Raw genomic sequence first — 20083 nt, forward strand, 5'->3', positions numbered from 1 at the left:
CAGGCGTACGGGATACGGGGCCGGCGGAGACTGGGAGAGCCGTAGTGACCACCGCGGAGCCGAGACCCGGCCATGAGGCGGCCGACAGCACAGGCATGAGGGGCAGCAGCGGCAACACGCGGACAGCCGCGCCCGCCCCGGACGCCCCCGAGCCACGCACCACCCCGTCCCGGCGGACCCGCGCCGAGCGACTGCTTCGGCATCCGGTGACGATCGCGACGGCAGCCGCCGCGATCTCCCACGTGCTCTGGTTCTTCTTCTTCGCGAACAGCGGCGGCGACCTGGCCGCCCAGGACGCCTGGGCCGAATTCGTCGGCCGGCACCCCGGTACGGCGTACAACCTCGCCTGGTACGGGGGCATGCACCCCGTCTCGTACAGCGTCGTGTCGCCGTATCTGATGTCGGTGCTCGGCGTGCGTACGACGATGATGGTCGCCGGGACCGTGTCGGCGGCGCTGACCGCGCTGATCCTGGTCCGGGTCCGGGCCGTCCGCAATCCGCTCGCCTGCTCGCTCGCCGGGGTGTTCGCGTATCTGTGCAACGCGCTGTCCGGGCGGGTGACGTTCGGGCTCGGCATGATGTTCGCGGTGGGTGCGGTGGCCGCGGTGTTCTGCTGGCCGTACCTCCGGTGCGAGCACCGGCTCCACCGGAGCAGCTGTCGCTGCGCCCCCCGTAGGCGGTGGGCGAAGGCGGCCGTCGCCGCCCCGCTCGCCGGGCTCGCGACGGCGAGCAGCCCCGTGGCCGGACTGTTCCTGGGGGTGGTCGCCGCCGCGCTCTTCCTGAACAAGCGGCGCCCCGGGGCGTACGCGCTGGGCCTGGCCCCGGTCGCGGTCGTGGCCCTGTCCGCGTGGCTGTTCCCCTTCTCCGGTACGCAGCCGATGTCGATCGCGACCCTGTCGCTGCCGTTCCTCTTCGCGGTCCTCGTCTTCGTCCTCGTACCGCGCGACTGGAAGACGGTCCGTACCGCAGCCGGCGTGTACGGCGTCGGGACGCTGCTGACCTATGTGGTCGACTCGCAGATCGGCTCGAACGTTACGCGGATGGCGATGCTGTTCGCCGGTGTGGTGCTGCTTGCCGCGCTGCCGTACACGGAGCCGCGCTCCCGGCGCTGGTACGCGCTGGTTCTCGCGTTCGTCGGGCTGAACTTCTGGATCGGCTTCAAGGGCGTCGACGACATCGTCCGGACCGCCCCCGCGGCCTCCTGGACGCGTGAACTGGCCCCGCTGGTCAATGAGCTGCAAGAGGTCGGCGCGGAGCGCGGCAGGGTCGAGGTCGTGCCCGCGAGCAGCCACCGGGAGGCGTCCGCGCTCGCGCCGTACGTCAATCTGGCCCGTGGCTGGAACCGCCAGGCGGACATGGAGCGCAACCCGCTCTTCTACGACGACACCCTGAACAGCGCCAGCTACCGCGAGTGGCTCGACCGCTGGGCGGTGCGCTACGTGGTGCTGCCCAAGGGGACACCGGATTCCACCGGCGCGGTGCAGGAGGCGGAGCTGGTCGACCGTGGGCTGCCGTATCTGAAGCCGGTCTGGTCGGACGCCAACTGGCGGCTCTTCGAGGTCGATGGTCCGGTGCCCCTGGCCGATCCGCCGGCCACGGTGGACCGGGCAGATGCGGGTGAGCTGACCATCCATGTGAAGACGCCCGGCCGGATCCTGATCCGCATCCCGTACTCACGCTGGCTCGCCCTGGTCGATGACAAGGGCAAGAGCCTGGAGCGGCCGCAGGAGACCGAGGAGTCCAAGCAGCGTGAGGACGAGAGCAGCCCGCGGACCTTCGTCAACACCAACGGCTGTCTGAACAAGGTCGAGGAGGACGAGGACGGCGACGAGTGGACGGAGCTGCTCGCGCCGCGGCCGGGCGTGTACCGGCTGGCCGCGCCCTACCAGCTGTCACCCGGCACGCCGTGCCCGGAGGAGCTGCGCTGAATTCGGCCGCCGCCGCAGGGCGGTAGTGCGAGCCGATGGTGCGCGATCCCTCCCTCCGGGCGCGATGCCCTGGCGTGGTGTGCTGCGATGAGGTGCCAATGGTGCGGCGGTGAACAACGTGGCGCGCTGCCGGGAATGGCCTGTCCGGACTGCGGCTCGGTGACGCGCACGGGCGGACGGAGGGACCGGGGCGGTTCGCACGGTCCCGGTGGTCCGGACGGTTCCTGGATCGCCCGTGAGACGCTCGCGGGCCGGATATCCACACTGCCCAGCAGCCGCAAGGCGCTGCTGCCGGCGGGAGCCGTGATGCTGACCGGTTCGCCGGCCGCGGCCGTCACGCTCCTCGCCTCGGCGGTCGTCGCGGCGGCGCAGCTGAAGGTCTCCTGCCGCTGATCCGGTTCGGGGTTCGGGGGTCCGGCGGCTCGATGGCCGGGAAACGCCACCGCGGGGCCAACTCTGCGTCCATAGTTGACGTATGAGCCTGACCACAGACGGAGAGCCACCCGGCCCCGTGCGGTTCTACCTGGCGTGCGACCACAGCGGCTGCCGGGCACGGGCCGTGTTCGACCTGGTCATCGCGGAGCCACCGCCGGACATCGAGACCGACCTGTTCGGCCATGTGCTGCACAGTGCGACCGTTGCCTCCCCGTACATCGAGCAGCTCGGGTGGATATTCATCCAGCAGGAGGGCTACTGGTGCCCGAACTGCGCCTCACCGGGCCGGCGCCCGAGGTCGAAGGACGTCACGTCGTCCTGAACCAGGAAAGGGTCCGCAACGGTTCGGCCGGGACCGAAACTTCCCGGATCTAGCGTCGGACCATGACGGAAACGAAGCACGCACCGGACGTACTCGACGCACCCGGCGCCCCCGATATCCATGACACCCCCGACATCCTCGAAGACGCCCCGGCGACGGACGACCGCGACCCCGCGCAGATCCTGACGGCCATGGTCGACCACGTCCTGGCCCTCGCCGCGACCTGGACCGCCTGGGACGGCCGCCCCGTCCCCGCCGACGACCGGATCTACACCCCGCACAAGGCGATCCGCCGCGTCGCCGACCACATGGTCGACCATCTCGCGGAGATGGAGGCCAGGCTCGTAGGAGAGGAGACACAGCCCGACCACTGGCACGCCTCGGCGACCACCACCGAGGCGGACCTCGCCCCGTTCACCGAGGCCGACCTCGACGAGGCGCGCAGCCGGCTCACCCGGCTGGCCAGGATCTGGGCGAACCGTCTGGACGCCCTGAGGCCCGACCAGCTCGACAAGTCGCCCGGAACGGGGTGGACCTTCCGACAACTCGCCTTCCACCTGGAGGGATCGGCGTACTACGCGGACTCCGTGGGGGACCTGGCGGCGGACGGGGCATCAGCCTCCCCGCCCGGCCGAACCCCGAAGTCATGACGCCCGTCCCCGCGGCAACCACCCCGGCTGCCGCCTTCGCCGCCCTGCACCGTGCGGCCGCCGCGCCGTTCCTGATCCCCAACGCCTGGGGAGACTTATCGAATATGAAACGTTCGTTATAGTAATGAACGTACTACGCTCGAACGAGCGGGCGGGAGTGACGGCCCCCTGGGCGAGGAGGAGCGATGACGGACCACGAGAACGGCCCCGTGGGACACTGCAGGCCGGTGGTGCGCCGACGGATTCCCGAAGGCGCCGAGGTGCGCGTCGCGGAGCTCTACTGGGATGCCTTCGGCCGCAAGCTCGGCCCGGCCCTCAACCCACCCGAAACCGCACGGGAGTTCATCGCGGCACACCTGCACCACGACCGCGGCGTCGCCGCGCTCATCGACGGCGAAGTGGTCGGCGTGGCCGGATACCAACTCGGTGGGCGCGCGCTCACCGGGGGCGGTGCCCGGGACGTGCTTTCCACGTACGGGGCACTTCGCGGGCTGCCGCGACTGATGCTCCTCGCCCTGCTCTCGCGCACCCCGGCGGCACACGAGCTCGTGATGGACGGCATCGCCGTGAGCCCGGCGCACCGCGGACGCGGGATCGGGAGCCTGCTGCTGACGGAGATCGCCGCACTTGCCGCCGACCGCGGCTGCCGGCGCATCCGGCTGGATGTCATCGACGTCAACCCGCGGGCCCGTGCCCTCTACGAACGGCACGGCTTCGCCGCGGCGCGCACCGAGCGCACGCCCTACCTGCGCGACCTGATGGGCTTCTCGGCGGTCACGACCATGTACCGTCCGGTCACGGTGGCGGACAGCAGGGAGGAACGATGAACGCCAAAAGAGGCAGGGCGGAGGTCCCGACCCGCCTGCTGGTGCACGCCCTCGTACGAGGAGACGGCACGGTGGACGCAGGGGAGCTCTACGCGGTCGCCGGCATCCTCGGCATGACCGACCAGCAGGTGAGGCTGTGCGTCAAACGCCTTGTTGCCGAGGGTCGGTTCACCCACGAGGGCCGTGGACGCAAAGCCGTGCTGCGGGCCGCCCGGGACGCCACGGGCTCCATCGCACCGGACACCGCCCATGTACGTCATGCCTACCGCCAGGACCATGGACTCGCTCCGTGGGACGGCACCTGGCACCTGTTCGCCTTCGCCGTCCCCGAGGCCAGACGAGCCGCCCGGGACGCCCTGCGCGACAGCCTCCTCAGTCTCGGTGCCGCACCAGTCCAGGGCGGCTTCTACGCGAGCGCCAATCCCATCGAGCGCCTCGTCGAGGCCGAGGCGCGACACCTGGACGTCCTGGACGCCGTCACCTTCCTCACCAGCAATGACCTTCGCATGGGCACCGTCGACGAGCCGGCCGACCTGGCGGCGGCTCTGTGGCCGCTGGCGGAGATCGCGGACCGGTACGACCGGCTCGCCTGCCTCGCCGAGTCCTGCCTCGCCGAGATCGAGAGCGGCAAGGCGCTGTCGGATGCCGGGCAACTGACCATGGCCGTCGAGCTCGCGGCCGAGTTCACCCGCGCGATGGAGCCCGATCCGCTGCTGCCGCCCGAGTTGCTTCCCCGGCCCTGGCCCGGCAGCCGGGCCCGAGAACTCACCGCCACTTGCTGGACCCGCCTTCTGCAGGCACAGCCCGAAGGGGGCAACTCCACGTCCATGCCGCGCCTGTTCCGCCTGTACGGGGATGTGCTGGGGACACCGGCCGTCGGCTGACGCCCCGCTCGCGACTGCTCGGCTCTGCCTGGGCCGAAGGTGGTCCGGATGGGAGCCCACGACGCTCGCCATGTTCCGGTCGGCCTCCGGGTGATCAGTGATGCTGGACGCCCGGCTACTCGTTGACCAGGACGGGGACGGAGACGACGGCGGCCGCCGCGGTGCCGGTGAGCTTGGTGGCGGGCGCCTTGAAGTCGATGCCCTCGCCCGCCGCGCGCGGCCCGTCGTGGTGATGGCCGCCTTCTGCGTCCTGCCCCTCTTCCTGGTACTGGAAGCTGCCGGTGCCGATGAAACGACCCTTGGAATCGTAATAGGCGGCACTCAGCTCCAGCGCGAGCACGTCGCTGACGTCGGAGGTAATTGCCAGATGCCCGCTGACGGCGGACCCGCCGGTGAGCGTGAGCCGCGTGAGGCGGACGCGGTCGGTGAAGGGCCCTTCCTCGACACGTACTTCGCCCTGCTCGGGCGGCGCCGGGAGCGTCGCGGCCGGGGACGGCGCGGAACGGGGAGGGGGCAGGGGCAGGGCGGTGGCCGCGAGCGGCTCGCCCTTGCCCGGGTCGGTCCCCGCGGAGGTGCCGCAGCCCGTGAGAGCGGTCAGCGCGATAGCGCCCAGCACGGCGGCCGTCGTGATGCGGATCGGGTGTCTCATCGGACATGCTCCTGGGATACGAACGGCCCGGGGCCGGGAGGGGCGCCCCCTCCCGGCCCCGGGTCGCGTGGCTGAGCGAGGGTCAGTGGCCGTGCGGTGCGGTGCCGAACAGCGAGCGGTACATCTTGCTGTAGAGCTCGGTGTTGTCCTGGCTGGCGGCGAAGGCGTTGTTACCCGGTCCGTACGCGTAGATCGGCACATCGGCGCCGGTGTGGTTACCGGACAGATAGGTCAGCCAGAGGCTGGCGTCCTCGCTGCCGTCCTTCACACCCGCCGGGTCGTCGGGGGTACGGAAGGTGGCCGGGCCGAAGTTCTTGGCGTCGCCGGCACCCGAGCCGTTGACGATGCCGGAGGAGCGGGCCGGGTCCTTGACGTTGGCCGAGGACGAGCGCGCGGGCACGGAGTTGTTGGCCGCGTTGCCCGAGTCGTTGTTGGCCGGCGGGGCTGCCGCCTCGGCGTTGGTGAAGGTGCCCTTCTCGATGATGTTGAAGCCGGCGCACTCGTGGTCCGCCGTCACGACGACGAGGGTGTGGCCGTCCTTCTTCGCGAAGTCCGTGGCGGCCTTGACCGCGTCGTCGAACGCCTTGATCTCGCCCAGGGTCTGCGACGCGTCGTTGGCGTGCGAGCGCTTGTCGATCAGCGCGCCTTCGACCTGGAGCAGGAAGCCCTTCTTGGACCGGCCGTCGAGCAGCGAGATCGACTTCTTGGTCAGCTCGGCGAGCGTCGGCTCCTTCTTCTCCGGGGCGCCGGCGGGCAGTTCGGCCTTGGACTTCTCGACCGTCAGGTTCCCGCGGTTGAACAGTCCGACGACCTTGCCGCTCTTGACCTTGTCGAGGTCGGCCTTGGTCGCGACCTTCTGGCTCTCAGCGGTCTGGGCGGGCAGCGCCGGGTCGCCGAAGCTGCCGAGCACCTGGTAGCCCTGCGACCCCAGCGCCTTCTGGTCGTCCGGCGCGAAGCGTGCGAGGCCGCCGCCGAAGATCACGTCGGCGGTGCCGTTACGGGCGATCTGCTGGGCGATCGGCGTGATCAGGGTCTTGTCGGCGGGCTTGTTCTCGTACGACCCGTCGTCCTTCTTCGGCAGGCACGCCGCGTCGGAGTACACCGGGCCCTGGCAGCCGCGCAGCAGAGCGTGACTCATCTGGGCGGCCGGGGTGGCGTCGGTGATCTCGGCGGTGGACACGTTGCCGGTCGCGAAGCCCGACTTCTTGGCCTGCTCCATCAGCGTGGGCAGCTTCTTCTCGTACGAGTCGACGCCGATGGCCGCGTTGTACGTCTTCACACCGGAGGACCACGCGGTGGCCGCGCTGGCGGAGTCGGTGACCAGCGCCGGCCGGTCACTGCCCTTCTCGACGGCGGACGTCGCCACCGCGCCATAGCTCGGCAGCCGCTCCATGTTCAGCTTGCCGTCGGCGCCGTAGTAGCGCTCGCGCCCGGCGGTGACATGGGTACGGCCCATGCCGTCGCCGAGCAGGTAGATGACGTTACGGATCTCCGGCTTCTTGCCATTGCCGCCCTGCTGGGGCACGGAGTTGGCGGTCGCCGCAGTGCTGGCGGCGAGTGCACCGGTCACGGCGAGAACCGCCAGGATTTTGCTTGGTCTGCTGCGCATGTGCGGACTGCTCTCCTCGGACGTTGGACGATGCACCGGGGCAGGCCGGGCGAGGCAACGGTAGGAGCAGGACATGAACGCGGCACCAATACCGGGCGCCATACCGATGTTGAACCCAATCCAATACTTTGAACATTGCGCAACTGGGTAACCTTTTGATGTACGGCCCCGTGCCGGTGCACCACACGGAACCACTTTCGTGGGCACGCCTGAGCCGCTCTGATCGCCTCGGGCCAGAGGACAAACGCGACTACGAGCCCCAGGCTGTACGCGGGTCGGGGAGGATCCCCGCCACGTAGAGAGCGGCCGGGCCTGTCCACGTGGGCGCGCGTCGGCGGCGGCAGCGCCGAGCGGGCCGAAGGCAGGGGCGCGGGCGCAGCCGGAGCCGGGTGCCTTGAACCCGTAGAGAAGGTTGTAACTCACCGACTGAGAGCCTTGTGTCCGGTCCCGGGAGATGCTTGACATTTCGGTCCCGGCTGATGGTTGTCAGTGGCCCCGCTCACCTGACCGAAGAGGCACCGGATCCCGGGCAACCGAATCCGCCGAAACGGTGGTCTGGAGGGCGAGGGAGGGTGCTTGATGCAGGCCAAACAAGAGGCCGAGTTCCAAGAATTCGTCAGAGCGCGGTGGTCCCATCTCGTACGGACCGCCTATCTGCTCACGGGCGACGTGCACTACGCCGAAGACCTGACTCAGACGGCGCTGGCCAAGGCGTACCGCTCATGGCGGCGCGTCTCGCGCAGCGACAGACCGGATGCGTACGTCCGGCGGATACTGGTCAACTGCAACAGCGACCGGTTCCGCAAGCGGCGCGTTACGGAGGCTCTGACCGCGGCGCCGCCGGAGGTGGCCGGGCGCGACGAGGCCGTCTCGTGGGCCGACGAGCGCAGCGCCCTGCTCGCGGCACTGGCCGGACTGCCGCCGAAGCAGCGGGCGGTGATCGTCATGCGCTACTGGGAGGACCTGTCCGAGGCCGAGGTCGCCGAGGTGCTCGGCTGCTCGCCCGGCACGGTCAAGAGCCAGGCGTCCAAGGCGCTGGCGAAGTTGCGTACGTATCCGGGGCTCGCGCAGGTCGTGGACGAACCAGTCCGCAGCCGAGTGTCGTCCGGGCAGGAAGGCAGCAGGTGAACGAGGAACAGAAGCAGCAGGGGACCGGAACCGGCGGGGACTTCGAGGAGCAGTTGCGCGAGCTGCTCGCCGGGGACGCGAACACAATCCGGCCCGCGCCGGTGCCGTATCCGGCGATCCGCCGCCGGGGCACGGTCGAGCGGCGACGCCGGGTGGCGGCGACCGGGGCGGCCCTGGTGACGCTGGCGGCGATGCCCGTGGGGGCGTACGCGCTGGCCGACGGGGATGCAGGTGGGAACACGGTGGCATCGACACCGTCGGTCAGCGCCACACCGCGGACATCGGCGACGCCGACACCGACGCCGTCCGCGTCGCCGACGAGGCCGGCCACGGAGGACCAGCTCCTTGACGGGATCACCTTCGGGCAGGCCGTCGACGGGCTGAAGAAGTGCCTCGCCTACGACCAGTCGCACACACGCGGCCCGTCCGGCTCCCGCACGGACTTGGGCGCGGCCGAGGAGTACCGGATCATCCTGGCGATGAACAGCATCGGCGACTCCAACGCGCCCGGCGACGGCATGTACGTCGTCGCGGTGAAGGAGCAACCGAAGCAGACCCGACTGATCTGCAAGGTGAAGGACGGCGAGGCGAACGGCCTCAACGCCGGCGTAGGCTCCGACGATGTGCCGGGCGCCGGCCCCGTGATGGCCGACATCAACGGCGGCAAGCTCTACCAGCAGTCGATCCTCGACCACGGCAACTGGAAGCTGCCGTTCCAGTGGGGTGTCATCGGCACCGTCGAGCCGTCAGTGGCCCGGGTGACCGTCTCCTATGGCGGCGCCACCAGCCAGGCCGCCCTGGACCACGGCTGGTTCGTCGCCTCTGGTGTCCTGAACCAGCAGGTCACCGTGGCCCCGCGCATCAAGGGTTATGACGCCGACAGCAAGCTGGTCTACGACTCCGACGAGGACAAGACCTACGAGAAGCGGCTGCCCTAGCGCCACCCGGCCAGGGCGCCACACGGGGGCGGCGCACCCGGATTTCGGTCAGCGGTGCGGCACGAGGACCAGACAGAAGGGCCGGCTCAGGAGGGGTTTCCTCCCAGGCCGGCCCTTCGCTGTTCCAGGCGCCGTGCCACACGCGTGCCATTACTTTCCTCGGCGCCCTCTTCGGAGGAGCCCGGAGCCGCTCCCTCACCGCCCCGGATCATGGCCCCGAGCCGGTCGGCGGGTCTTCGAGACAGACACGAAGGATCGGCGGCACCACGCCTGAGGTCTCATGTCGGCAGGGGCGCGCTAATCCACATCGATGCCGTACTCCTGGACCAGTTCCTCCAAGCCGCCTCGGTATCCCTTGCCTCCGGTGACGAACTCCCAGTCGCCGTTCGCGCGGCGACGGAAGGACCCCAGCACGAGGGCGGTCTCGCCGGTGCGGCCGTCGGAGACTTCCAACTGGTCGAGTGGGGTTCCCTCGGAGTCCAGCAGCCGAATACCGGCGTCGGCGAACCCGGACGGGCGGCTCTCTGGAGCCCTGCCCGTATCGCCGCCGTGGGCAGCCCCATATGCCTCGGTGGATCCTCTTGCCGTCATCCTCCCGCTGGCAGAGTGCCAACCCACCGAACCACATCGGCTGTTCGCACTGAGGGCCAGACGGGCTCCGAGGATCAAGAGTGGGTGCTGACGGTCGGTGGGGTTTCTGTACTTCGCCCCTGTACCGCGGCTACGGAACAGGGGTGGGATCCGATGAGCGTCGGACGGCAGCTTCCGAAGCCCGACCGACATCAGATGTTGGCCAAAGCACTCGGGCAGAGTTGAGTACGTGCGCTCTGGTCGGTTATGGGGCGAGCCGGAACGCTTGGGCCATGCGACAACGACTACTGAAACTCGTTCCCCAGCTGTTGGCGGTCCTCGTACTGGCTGTGGTGACGCTAGGGGCGTGGGCTGCCTGGCTGGGCTGGGACCAGCGGCGTGACGTGCACCCTGATGGTTCGACGACCGGCCCGTACGAGGCGTGGCAGGTGATCGGGCTGGTGTTGACCCTGCTGGCGCTGGTGTACTGGGCGGCATCCCGGCGCTACATCGCAGGTGCTGTGCTCGGCATCACGGCCGGCCTGACCATTGCCGCCTATTACGACTGGTCGGACGACTCCAGCGGCCTCTTCATGGTCGGCGTGGGGATGGTCATGGTGGGGAGCCTCGTCGTGAGCGCCGTCGTATCCGTCGTGATCGCCTCTGTGAAACGAAAAGGCCCCCCGAGCCGCCGTTGATGGCTCAGTCAAGCGCCGGCGCGAGGGCTTTGGAGCACCAGTTCGGAAGACGCCGTATGCGGGCGGCGGCTGACCTGCGAAGCCCCTGACCCGGGCCGAAGCGTGGTCGGTGCCGCTGCTCCCCGTGAGTTCCCGCTCCATCTGGCGCGGTTGTGGCACGGGGAACTTCTGACCCTCTGGACGTGGACGGTTCTCGACGCTGCGCCAGTACGCTGCCGACCCATGACACCACCCAGGACAGACGCCCAGGCTCTACCGGATCGCCCGACTCTCCTGTGGGGAGTTTCCTTCACCTCGCTGGGCGTTTTCCTGATCACCTGGGCTCTGCTCTGGGTGAATGCATACGTGATCAACGATGACCTGCCCAACGCCTGCCACGATCTGCGTAGGCATAGCTTCCCGCCGGAGGTGGCGTGCGCTTCCATGGACGGAACGCTCACCGGCGCGAACGCTGGGTGGATCGAGGCTCTGTTCTTCGCCTCGCTCGTGGTGTCAGTGATGTTCATGACCATGGCACTGGTAATCGTCACGCTCGTTCGCAAGAGGTGACTCGCGCGCCCGGATCTCCGGACTGCGTAACTGACCCAACGCTGTGACTGGGCCGAGCCGTCACGAAGGGGAACCGTCGACGCTTCGGATCGGTTCGGCAACTGCGCTCGGGTCGCTGGCAAGCTCGCTACCGTGACCCGGCGACCGGGCAGCTCCGCAGTGCCGAGCAGACCTACGCGACCGAGACAGACGCTGAAGCCGCGCTGTCGCACATCGAGGCGGACATCGAGGCGGACATCTCGCGTGGTCAGTGGGAGGACCCGGACAAGGGAGCTGTTCCCTGCACCGAGTACGCCGATGCCTGGCTTCGGGACCGCAAGCCGGCTGACCGCAGCAGGGAGCGGAACGAGGCCGTGACCCGGCTGCACGTCACGCCGACGTTCGGTGCGGGAGCTCTGGCCGACGTAGATGCGCCCGCGCTCGGCGGGTCGCCGCAGAAGGTTGGTCATCGCATACAAGGCGACTGGCGGGTAGAACCGCCCAGAGATCCTGACCTTCCTGCCAAACAGCGTATCCCGCGCGTACTTTGCCCGCACTCCGGGAAAGGCTGCGCTGCCGATCGGCTCCGGAGTCCCATGTCCCCGAGGCCCGGTCGCGTTCGACCGATCGGCGCAATCTGTCCGTGCCCGGCGTGTGGCCCGTTCACCGAGATGACGACGGCCCAGTGGCAGAAGGTGCTGGACGTCAACCTCACCGGCCAGTTCCTGTGCGCCCGGGAGGCGACGAAGGAGTTCTTGAGAAGGGGAGTCGTCCCCGAGGTGTCGCGAGCGGCCGGGAAGATCATCTGTATGAGCTCGGTCCACCAACTCATCCCTTGGGCCGGCCACGTCAACTACGCGGCCTCCAAGGGCGGCGTGCAGATGATGATGGAGACGCTCGCCCAGGAGCTCGCGCCCCACAGGATCAGGGTCAACGCAATTGCTCCGGGAGCCATCAGGACTCCCATCAATCGCAGCGCCTGGAACACCCCCGACGCCGAAAAGGACCTGTTGCAGCTGATTCCTTACGGGCGCGTCGGCGATCCGGAGGACATCGCCCACGCGGTCGTCGGGCTCGCCTCGGACCTCATGGACTACGTGGTGGGCACCACTCTCTACGTGGACGGCGGCATGACCCTCTTTCCCGGCTTCGCCACCGGCGGCTGAACCGCTACGACGGCCTCGAGCGGCAGGCGCGACCTTCGTTCTCAGTCCCGCTGTTGATCGAGGGCGTTGTCCAGGGTAGCGGCGGCCATGATCAGGGACAGATGCGTGAAAGCCTGCGGGAAGTTGCCCAGCTGCTCGCCACTGGGTCCGATCTCCTCGGCGAACAGGCCGACGTGGTTGGCGTAGGTCTGCATCTTCTCGAAGGCATAGCGCGCCGGACGAATCCGCCCGGCGCGGGCAAGAGCGTCCACATAGAGGAAGGTGCAGAGACTGAATGTGCCTTCGGAGCCCCGCAGACCGTCCGGGGAGGCCGCAGGGTCGTAGCGGTAGACGAGGCTGTCCGATATCAGGGTGCGCTCCATCGCGTCCAAGGTCGACAGCCAGCTGACCGTCTTGGGCGCCAGGAACCCGACGCGCGGAATGAGCAGCAACGAAGCGTCGAGGACGTCGCTGCCGTAGTGCTGGACGAGGGCCTGCTCCGTCTCGTTCCAGCCCCGCTCCATCACCTGTTCGAGGATCGCGTCGCGAGCCGCGGTCCAACGAGGAGCGTCGGCGGGACGGCTGTGCTCTCTTGCCAGGCGCAGCCCCCGGTCGAAGGCCACCCACGCCATCACTCGGCTGAAGGTGAAGTCCTGGCGCCCACCACGGGTCTCCCAGACGCCTACGTCGGGGCGATCCCAGGAATCGGCGAGCCAGTCCAGCGTCCGCGCGAGGTTCTTCCAGCCGTGGTAGCTGCCTCCCACGGCGATCTCACGCCCCTCCGACAAGGCATAGAGCGCCTCGCCGTAGATGTCCAGCTGCAGCTGACCGGCTGCTGCGTTCCCGGCCCGCACCGGGTACGAACCCCGATAGCCCTCGAAGTGGGAGAGAACCTCTTCCGGCAGCTCGGGGTCCCCGTCGACGCGGTACATGATCTGCAGCGGCTCGCCTTCGACGCCCTCCCGGTCCTGGAGGCGGTCGCTCAGCCAGCGCGTGAACTGCGCCGCCTCCTCGGCGAACCCCAGGTCGAGCAGGGCACGCACGGACAGGGAGCCGTCACGGACCCAGGTGTAGCGGTAGTCCCAGTTGCGTTCACCCCCGATCTGTTCGGGCAGGCCCATGGTGGCGGCGGCGACGGGAGCACCTGTGGGTGCGTAGGTGAGCAGCTTGAGCGTGATGGCCGAGCGGTGCACCACCCCCGGCCACCGGCCGCGATACCGGGAGGAGCGCACCCAGCGCTGCCAGAATTCCACCACGTCCCAGAACCGCTCCATCGCCGAGTCCGGGGTGACCGGCGGCGGAGGGTCACCGTCGGGTCCGCCGACGGTGAACACCGCTGCGGCCACCTCGCCCGGCCTCAAGGTCACCGCACCCCGCACGTCCCTGCCGTCCTGCTGCAGGGGGAAGGTGCTCTGCAGAAAGGCGGTGACGTTCGGTGCATGGAACGTGGCGGTACCGTCCTGCAAGTCGAGATGGTGGGTGGCCCGGCTGTAGTCGAAGCGCGGACGGCACTCCAAAGTGAAGCGCACCGTTCCGCGCACTGCCCGCACTCCGCGTATCAGCACGTGCCTGTCCGTCGGGGTGCCGGTGCGATCCGGTGGCATGCAGTCGAATACCTCGCCGACCCCGTCCGGCGACATGAATCGCGTAACCAGGACTGCGGTGTCGGGGTAGTAGAGCTGCTTGCAGGTGGTGGTCCGGCTATCCGGCGCGAACAGGAAGTAGCCGCCGCGGTCGTGGTCGAGCAGGGCGGCGAAGACACTGGGCGAGTCGAACCGGGGAGCCGCGAACCAGTCGACGACCCCCTGGGACGACACCAGAGCAGCGGTCTGTAGGTCGCCGACGAGGCCGTGGTCGGCAATGGGCGGGTAACGGTCCATGACCATCTCGCTTCCCTGATGCACCTGATGCCCCTGATCCCACTGTCCGCCCTGTGCGACGAGGCTGCCATGGGATGCGGCGCGAGGGGCGGGCGGTGCGACGGCCGGCGTCAGGAGGCGAGGGTGCTCGCCGAATTCGACAAGCTGCCCGACCTGCCCGACCTGCCCGACCTGCCCGGCCACACCCGCCGCCTCACCCGCGCCTGTTGGGACCTCGACCCCGCCTGTCCAGGCCACACGAGCCTGCTCCCCGAGGCGGATCTGGCGATCGCCGAGGCCGCAGCCCGACTCGTGCCGCGAGCCCGCGCCACCTCCGAGGACACCGGGCGCGGGGCGGACGTCCAGCCCGGCGAGGCTGATGAGCCCGTGCCGAATGACGCTGATCCGTCGGGCAATATTCGGGAGATCAACTCCCCGTCCGCTCACGCACCGCTCACGCAAACGGCCCCGGACGAGGAGTCCGAGGCCGGGTAGAGCCCCTCCCTGGGAGAGAAACCCCAGGTCAGAGCGGTAATGCGTTGTGCCCCCGGCAGGATTCGAACCTGCGACACCCGCTTTAGGAGAGCGGTGCTCTATCCCCTGAGCTACGAAGGCGCTGGGATCTGTAGGAAAACGTGTCCAAAACCCGGCGCGGGTGGGCGGTGGGCTTCAGGTCAGCTTGCCGACAGGTTTGCGATGGTCTCGCCTGTGAGGGCCGGGCCACCGCCGACAGTGTAGCGGGTGGGGTGAGGTCGGTACCTCGGGTCCATGACCGCGCGCCTGTGGCGGGCGAGCTGGGGTGCTGCCAGTGGGCGAGGTGCAGGGGATTGGGGTCGGGGATCCGCGGTTTCAGGCGCCGAGGGTCAGGCCGTTTCTGGCGCGGGTGGTGGAGCCGTTCGGCCAGGAGTCGCCGATGTAGATGAGGAGAGCCGCCTCGATGCCGACCCCGGCTTGTTCCGTCTCGTCGCCGAGGCGCTGCGTATCCGCATGGCTGCCCGCGGTGATGCCATGCTGGCTGTCGCCACGAGCGTGCTCGACCCGCTGCCTCTCCGAAGGTAGGCCGCATTGGTGATGGGCTCGGGGGCTTGGTTCAGCCCAAGTACGAGCGCGTCGCCTTCGAGCGGGAATACATCACCGTCCCGGGTAAGCCCCGAGCCGACCTCATCGCACCCGGGCACCCCTCTTCGACGCCGTATTGAATGAGACGGTGCGACGCCGCAGACACCTGCTGGGCAAGGGCGCCATCTCGGTCGACGCCGCTGATTCGGGCGACCAGCCGCAGCTCCTCGTCGCCCTGGAGCAGAACATCCTGGATGGCCACCGGCAAACTGTTGGCCGAACCTTCGCGTTCACTGAGCCTGCTGCCGGACGGTGCGGCCCGCAACTCGGGTCCGGCCCCCTGTCTCGACCATCGGCCTCCTACGGCACGGAAGCCAAGGCCATAAAGGTCTTGCTGGACGAGGAGTGGCTGCGTGACGGCGGAAGCGCGCGAGCGCTGGACTGGGCGATCCGGGAAGCCGTACCTGAACACCTCACTTCGGCTCGTGAACGCCTCCTCCTGGCCATCGACCGCACCCGCACTCAGGTCGAACAGCGTCTGAAGCAGGAGATCAGCTACTGGTACGCCCAGGCCGGCAAGTTGGAGCAGGACTTGGCCGAGGGCAAGCGGATCCGACACCGGCCGGAGCACGCGCGGTCGTGGGCTGAGGAACTTGAGATCCGCCGCCTCAGCTCGAGAGGGGCGCGTCGCTCGACCAGAACGTCGACTTCACGTTCGGCGCCGGCAACTCCTGCTTCGAGTAGTCGGGACCGTTCGGCTTGCTGGTCGGCGGAGCAACCTCGGACTTCTCCAGACACGGGGTGGTGACGCTCACGTGGGCCTGGCCGGTGGTCCCGATCAGGACTTCGAGTTGGAAGCCGTCCTGGGTCTCGAAGTTGGCCGCCAGCCCGTTCGGACTCGTGGCGACGAGCTTGTAGCCCTTGCTTTTCCAGTGGCGTTCCAGCATGCCGAGGAAGCCGCCACGCCGTTCAGCAGAGATGATCGTCATGACGGAACGCTCGCGGTCCACGTAGCAGTCACCCGGCATGGAGTACCTGTGTGTCCACTGAACGGGAGGCTTGATGGACGCAAACGTCTCGTCCAGAATCGTGTCCGCCCTGTCGGCCGCCTCTTGCATGTTCATCTTCGATTGGCTTCCCTTGGTTGAGGACGCGGTACCTGTCGCGCCGCACCCGGCCAGAAGCAGAACCAGCACTGCGGCCGCTGCAACCCTTTTCCTCATCGCGGCGTCTCCCTCGTGACGAGCCCATGCCTTCCCCTGCCTTGGTCCCACGCCGCCTTGTCGGACCTCAGCTTGCCGACACCGCCGCCGCTGCCACCGGAAGTGGAACCTCTGGGGGCGGCGGGCAGTTGGTTGAGCTGCAACTGCGTGGTGTGCCGCTCGACCACCGCGGTCTTGAGCTGCTCCCACTCATCCCACGCCATGCGGGGCCCCTCCCCGTGCCTCGTCGCACACCTGCGAGCGGATATGAACGTGCGACAGCAACGTTTTGGTGATCGAGAAGTACCGTAGCGCCAGCGCGTAGGCGACGGACTCGGTCAGCTCCCGCGAGTGCTCGGTGCTGCCCTGCCGGGTGGGCGGTGGGGGGTGGGGGTGTCAGGCGCTCGGTCGGGGGCGGGCGATGAGTATGGCCACGTCGTCGTGATCGTCCGGGTCGCGCAGCGAGGCCAGGAGGCGGTCGCAGGTTTCTTCCAGGGAGCGGTCGGGGCCGTCGAGTACGCCGAGGAATACGTTCAGGCGATCGTCGATGGTGTCGCGGCGTGTTTCGACCAAGCCATCGGTGTAGAGGACCAGTTGATCGCCGGGGCGCAGGGGAACGGTGGTCGTCTCGAACGGGACGCCGCCGACGCCGAGGGGTGCGCCGGGGGGCAGGTCGAGCAGTTCGGGGGGTTCGCCGGTGCGTGTCAGCGCGGGGGGCAGGTGTCCGGCCGCGGCGATGCGGCACTGGTTGTTGTGCGGGTCGTATTCGGCGTAGACGCAGGTGGCGATGTAGGGGTCCAGGCCGGCTGTGATCTTGTCGAGGTGTTGCAGCACCTGGGCGGGCGGGAGACCGAGTTCGGCCAGGGTGGCGGTGGCGGTGCGCAGGCGGCCCATCGTGGCGGCCGCATCGATGCCGCTGCCCATCACATCGCCCACCACGAGCGCGGTCTTGTCTCCGGAGAGGGGAATGACGTCGAACCAGTCGCCGCCGACCTCGGTCGAGGTTCCGGCGGGTTGGTAGCGAGTGGCGAGTTCCAGGCCCGCGGGCGGTGTCGGACACGGCAGCAGGCTGCGCTGGAGCTTCACCGCGGTATTGCGGACGCTCTGGTACAGGCGCGCATTGTCGAGGGACACCGCAGTCCGGCCGGCCAGCTCGCAGGCCAGGGTGGCGTCGTCCGCGTCGAAGGGGAGCGGATTGCGGCCGCGCATCAGGGTCAGGAGTCCGAACGTCCCGCCCTGGGCGGTCAGCGGTATCGCGAGATAGGAGTGGATGCCGGCACTGGCCAGGACGGCGGCGGCCCCGGCATCGCGGGCGATGCGTGCCAGATCCCATTCGTCCACGTGAGCCACCATGATCGGTTGACCGGTACGCACACATTGGGCGGGCAGTCGGTCGGCGTCATAGCTGACCAGGTGACCGGCCGTGCCGACAGCGGGGGCCACCTCCGTGAAGGAGGCGGTTCTCACGGCGAGGGTGCGGACGAGCGCCGGGCCGCTCTCGGGTGTCGCGGGGCGGCGATCGTCCAGGGCGGAGTCGAGTACGTCCACCACCGCGACGTCGCAGAGCTCGGGCACCACGACGTCGGCCAGCTCGCGAGCCGTCCGCTTGATGTCCAAGGTGGTGCCGATACGGGCAGAGCCCTCGACGATCAGGGCCAGCCGCTGCCGGGCCTGGGCCGCCGCTGTGATCGCACCGTACCGGTCGGTGACTTCCACCACCGATGTGGCGACACCCAGAACCTGACCGCCGGGGTCCTCCAGTCGGTAGACGGAGACGGACCAGGCATGATCGTTGTCGGGGTCGGCCGGGGTGCGGCCGATGGTGTACTTGTCGACCTGGGGGCGTCCGGTCGCAAGCACTTCCCTGACTGCCGCCTCCGACGCGTCGACGCTGACGGAGGGCAGGACCTCGCGGAAACCCCGGCCGAGGTGCTCTTCGGCGGACAGGCCATGCATCCGTTCCATCGCCGGATTGACGGCCACGTAACGCAGTTCGGTATCCAGGAGCTCCAGCCCGATCGGCGACTGGGCGATCAGCTGCTTGGACAACGCGACGTCCCGTTCCACCTCACGCAGCGCCGACGCGTCTGTGGCGATGCCCAGCGCGTACAAGTCCCCCTGCTCGTCCGGCAGTCGCGTGCAACGGAATTCCACCAGCCGTGTACTGCCGTCCCCGCACCGGGCGGGAAGGACCCCGGCCCAGCCCTCGCCGGTCTCCCTCATCCGCTCGCACTCGCCGGCCACCAGGTCCATGTACTGCTCAGGGATTAGTAGCCGCGTCGCGTGCCGACCCAGTGCCTCCTGTGCGACGTGGCCGAACAGCTCCTGTGCCTGCGGGCTCCACAATGCGATCCGCCCGGAGGCGTTCAGCCCCACCACCGCCACGCCGAGTGCGTCCAGCAACCCGCTCGGCCGCTCCAGCAGGGGGCCCGACGAGTCGCTGTCGGCACCGAAAGTTACGGCCTCACTCATCCTGGGCGCCCCTTCCTCCTGCCGACGCGGCGCGCTTGTGACGCCGGCCCTGCGAGGCTGGATGATTCCCGTGTCTCCTGGTCCTTCCATGGTCTCCTGCGGTGGCTGGTGACGCATTGCGTCGACTGGGGCAACCGCAATGAAATGGTCAATGAAAGGAAAGTCGGTGGGGGAGGGCATCGGCTGGAGGGGGGCGGGGAGCCCTGCGTGGGGAGGATGTTCCCGGCGAAATCGCCGCGGGTTCGGCACGCGCCGATGTGGGCGGACGCGTCGTCAGCCGAGCTGCCTGCGAAGGCCTGCGAACGGGGGTGCGCATTGCTGTCAGGACTGTGGAAGCGGCACGGCCTGATCTTCGGTGCCGGGGCGCTGTGCATCCTGGTGAACAAGCAGGGCCTGGGGCCTCTCTGGTACACCGGCGTCGCGCTGCTCGCCATTGGTGGGCTCATGCGCTGGACCCTGGCGCGCAGGCAGCGCCCGTCCAGGGAACGGGCGCCGGTGCCGGTCCAGGTGCCCGTGGCCGGGCGCTGGATGGCGCTCAATGGTCCCGGCACGAAGGTCCCCAGCCATGTGCACAGCCATGCGCAGACATACGCCATCGACCTGAAGTGCGACCCGCTCCAGGATGAAGCGGACTCACCGGCGGCGCCGCCGTTCCGCCGGCTCTGGCCGTTCGGGCGGCGTCCTCGGCTCTATCCCTCCTTCGGTATGCCGGTGCTGGCTCCGGCCGATGGTGTGGTCGTGGCGACCGCGAGCAGGCAGCGCGACCATCTGTCCCGGATGTCGCTGCCCGGTTTCGCCTACCTCTTCGTGGAGGGGTTCATCCGCAGTCTGGGCCGGCCCTGCCACCTCTGGGGGAACTACATCCTTTTGGACCTCGGCAAGGGCGTGTACGCGGGCCATGCCCATCTGCGGCGCGGCTCCCTCCGAGTGGCTGTGGGTGACCGGGTGACGGGCGGTCAGCAGATGGCCGAGTGCGGAAACTCCGGCAACTCCTCCGAACCGCATCTGCACTTCCAGCTCATGGACGGTCCCGATGTCTTGACCGCGCACGGTCTGCCGTTCGAATGGCGCTACCGCGACGACGACGGGATGGAGCAGACCGGAGTGCCTGAGGACTTTGCCCATGTCCAAGCTCTGTCACGTCATGACGAGTTGCGAAAGCAGCGGTAGGATCCCGCGC

At 69.0% G+C, this 20083-nt stretch carries 19 protein-coding genes, 1 tRNA gene and 2 pseudogenes; 13 read left to right on the forward strand and 9 right to left on the reverse strand.

From position 1 onward, the window contains the following. The first annotated feature begins 95 nt into the window (after window positions 1-95). The 6 genes from OG609_RS23735 to OG609_RS23760 all read left to right on the forward strand — a co-directional run bounded on the left by OG609_RS23735 (window position 96) and on the right by OG609_RS23760 (window position 5046). Complete coding sequence (locus tag OG609_RS23735) at window positions 96-1928, forward strand: MFS transporter (protein ID WP_385649009.1); 1833 nt, start codon at window positions 96-98, stop codon at window positions 1926-1928. A 135-nt stretch (window positions 1929-2063) separates the two neighbouring features. After that, window positions 2064-2321 (forward strand): hypothetical protein, encoded by a 258-nt coding sequence (locus OG609_RS23740; RefSeq protein WP_327274666.1) that lies wholly within the window; start codon window positions 2064-2066, stop codon window positions 2319-2321. 82 nt (window positions 2322-2403) lie between these two features. Further along, on the forward strand, window positions 2404-2685 hold the full coding sequence (locus tag OG609_RS23745) for a hypothetical protein (protein WP_327274667.1): 282 nt from the start codon (window positions 2404-2406) through the stop codon (window positions 2683-2685). Between the two features lie 191 nt (window positions 2686-2876). Further along, window positions 2877-3335, forward strand: a complete 459-nt coding sequence (locus OG609_RS23750) for a hypothetical protein (protein ID WP_327278156.1) — start codon at window positions 2877-2879, stop codon at window positions 3333-3335. Between the two features lie 185 nt (window positions 3336-3520). After that, complete coding sequence (locus OG609_RS23755) at window positions 3521-4162, forward strand: GNAT family N-acetyltransferase (RefSeq protein WP_327274668.1); 642 nt, start codon at window positions 3521-3523, stop codon at window positions 4160-4162. Beyond that, entirely contained in the window at window positions 4159-5046 is an 888-nt protein-coding gene (locus tag OG609_RS23760; RefSeq protein WP_327274669.1) for a PaaX family transcriptional regulator C-terminal domain-containing protein, read from the forward strand. Before OG609_RS23755 ends, OG609_RS23760 begins: the two co-directional genes overlap by 4 nt. Before the next feature lie 115 nt (window positions 5047-5161). Here OG609_RS23760 and OG609_RS23765 read toward each other — a convergent pair whose 3' ends face one another. Continuing rightward, window positions 5162-5695, reverse strand: a complete 534-nt coding sequence (locus OG609_RS23765; RefSeq protein WP_327274670.1) for a hypothetical protein — start codon at window positions 5693-5695, stop codon at window positions 5162-5164. Window positions 5696-5777: 82 nt separating this feature from the next. Then, entirely contained in the window at window positions 5778-7304 is a 1527-nt protein-coding gene (locus OG609_RS23770) for an alkaline phosphatase (protein WP_327274671.1), read from the reverse strand. Between the two features lie 579 nt (window positions 7305-7883). Here OG609_RS23770 and OG609_RS23775 point away from each other — a divergent pair. Together OG609_RS23775 and OG609_RS23780 are read left to right on the forward strand one after the other, a co-directional pair. Continuing rightward, window positions 7884-8432 carry a SigE family RNA polymerase sigma factor gene (locus OG609_RS23775; RefSeq protein WP_327274672.1) on the forward strand — a complete coding sequence of 183 codons (549 nt, stop codon included), beginning with the start codon at window positions 7884-7886 and terminating at the stop codon, window positions 8430-8432. Next, complete coding sequence (locus OG609_RS23780; protein ID WP_327274673.1) at window positions 8429-9370, forward strand: hypothetical protein; 942 nt, start codon at window positions 8429-8431, stop codon at window positions 9368-9370. The genes OG609_RS23775 and OG609_RS23780 overlap by 4 nt, the downstream gene beginning before the upstream one ends. A 297-nt stretch (window positions 9371-9667) precedes the next feature. On the opposite strand, the pseudogene OG609_RS23785 reads toward OG609_RS23780, so the two are convergent. Continuing rightward, window positions 9668-9880: pseudogene (locus OG609_RS23785) on the reverse strand (TerD family protein); the annotation flags it as partial. A 353-nt stretch (window positions 9881-10233) separates the two neighbouring features. Between OG609_RS23785 and OG609_RS23790 the strand changes: the two are divergent. The 3 genes and pseudogenes from OG609_RS23790 to OG609_RS23800 all read left to right on the forward strand — a co-directional run. Continuing rightward, on the forward strand, window positions 10234-10638 hold the full coding sequence (locus tag OG609_RS23790) for a hypothetical protein (RefSeq protein ID WP_327274674.1): 405 nt from the start codon (window positions 10234-10236) through the stop codon (window positions 10636-10638). A gap of 222 nt (window positions 10639-10860) precedes the next feature. Beyond that, complete coding sequence (locus OG609_RS23795; RefSeq protein ID WP_327274675.1) at window positions 10861-11187, forward strand: hypothetical protein; 327 nt, start codon at window positions 10861-10863, stop codon at window positions 11185-11187. Between the two features lie 638 nt (window positions 11188-11825). Then, window positions 11826-12332: pseudogene (locus OG609_RS23800) on the forward strand (SDR family oxidoreductase); the annotation flags it as partial. 41 nt (window positions 12333-12373) lie between these two features. Here the strand turns inward: OG609_RS23800 and OG609_RS23805 are convergent. Continuing rightward, window positions 12374-14191 carry a glycoside hydrolase family 15 protein gene (locus OG609_RS23805; RefSeq protein WP_327274676.1) on the reverse strand — a complete coding sequence of 606 codons (1818 nt, stop codon included), beginning with the start codon at window positions 14189-14191 and terminating at the stop codon, window positions 12374-12376. Window positions 14192-14314: 123 nt separating this feature from the next. On the opposite strand from OG609_RS23805, the gene OG609_RS23810 reads away from it, so the two are divergent. Beyond that, window positions 14315-14665 carry a hypothetical protein gene (locus tag OG609_RS23810; RefSeq protein WP_327274677.1) on the forward strand — a complete coding sequence of 117 codons (351 nt, stop codon included), beginning with the start codon at window positions 14315-14317 and terminating at the stop codon, window positions 14663-14665. A 47-nt stretch (window positions 14666-14712) separates the two neighbouring features. On the opposite strand, the gene OG609_RS23815 is transcribed toward OG609_RS23810, so the two are convergent. The 5 genes from OG609_RS23815 to OG609_RS23835 form a co-directional block, all read right to left on the reverse strand. Next, window positions 14713-14785: transfer RNA gene (locus OG609_RS23815), tRNA-Arg, on the reverse strand. Between the two features lie 475 nt (window positions 14786-15260). Further along, on the reverse strand, window positions 15261-15848 hold the full coding sequence (locus OG609_RS23820; RefSeq protein ID WP_327274678.1) for a hypothetical protein: 588 nt from the start codon (window positions 15846-15848) through the stop codon (window positions 15261-15263). Between the two features lie 49 nt (window positions 15849-15897). Continuing rightward, the gene (locus OG609_RS23825) at window positions 15898-16353 is read right to left on the reverse strand and encodes a hypothetical protein (protein WP_327274679.1); all 456 of its coding nucleotides are present in this window, start codon (window positions 16351-16353) and stop codon (window positions 15898-15900) included. Between the two features lie 95 nt (window positions 16354-16448). After that, a complete protein-coding gene (locus tag OG609_RS23830; RefSeq protein ID WP_327274680.1) occupies window positions 16449-16655 on the reverse strand; it encodes a hypothetical protein in 207 nt (68 codons plus the stop codon). 172 nt (window positions 16656-16827) lie between these two features. Continuing rightward, entirely contained in the window at window positions 16828-18903 is a 2076-nt protein-coding gene (locus OG609_RS23835) for a SpoIIE family protein phosphatase (RefSeq protein WP_327274681.1), read from the reverse strand. 315 nt (window positions 18904-19218) lie between these two features. On the opposite strand from OG609_RS23835, the gene OG609_RS23840 reads away from it, so the two are divergent. Further along, complete coding sequence (locus OG609_RS23840; protein WP_327274682.1) at window positions 19219-20073, forward strand: M23 family metallopeptidase; 855 nt, start codon at window positions 19219-19221, stop codon at window positions 20071-20073. The last annotated feature ends 10 nt before the right edge of the window (window positions 20074-20083 follow it).

Source organism: Streptomyces sp. NBC_01224, from assembly GCF_036002945.1.
Lineage (GTDB): Bacteria > Actinomycetota > Actinomycetes > Streptomycetales > Streptomycetaceae > Streptomyces.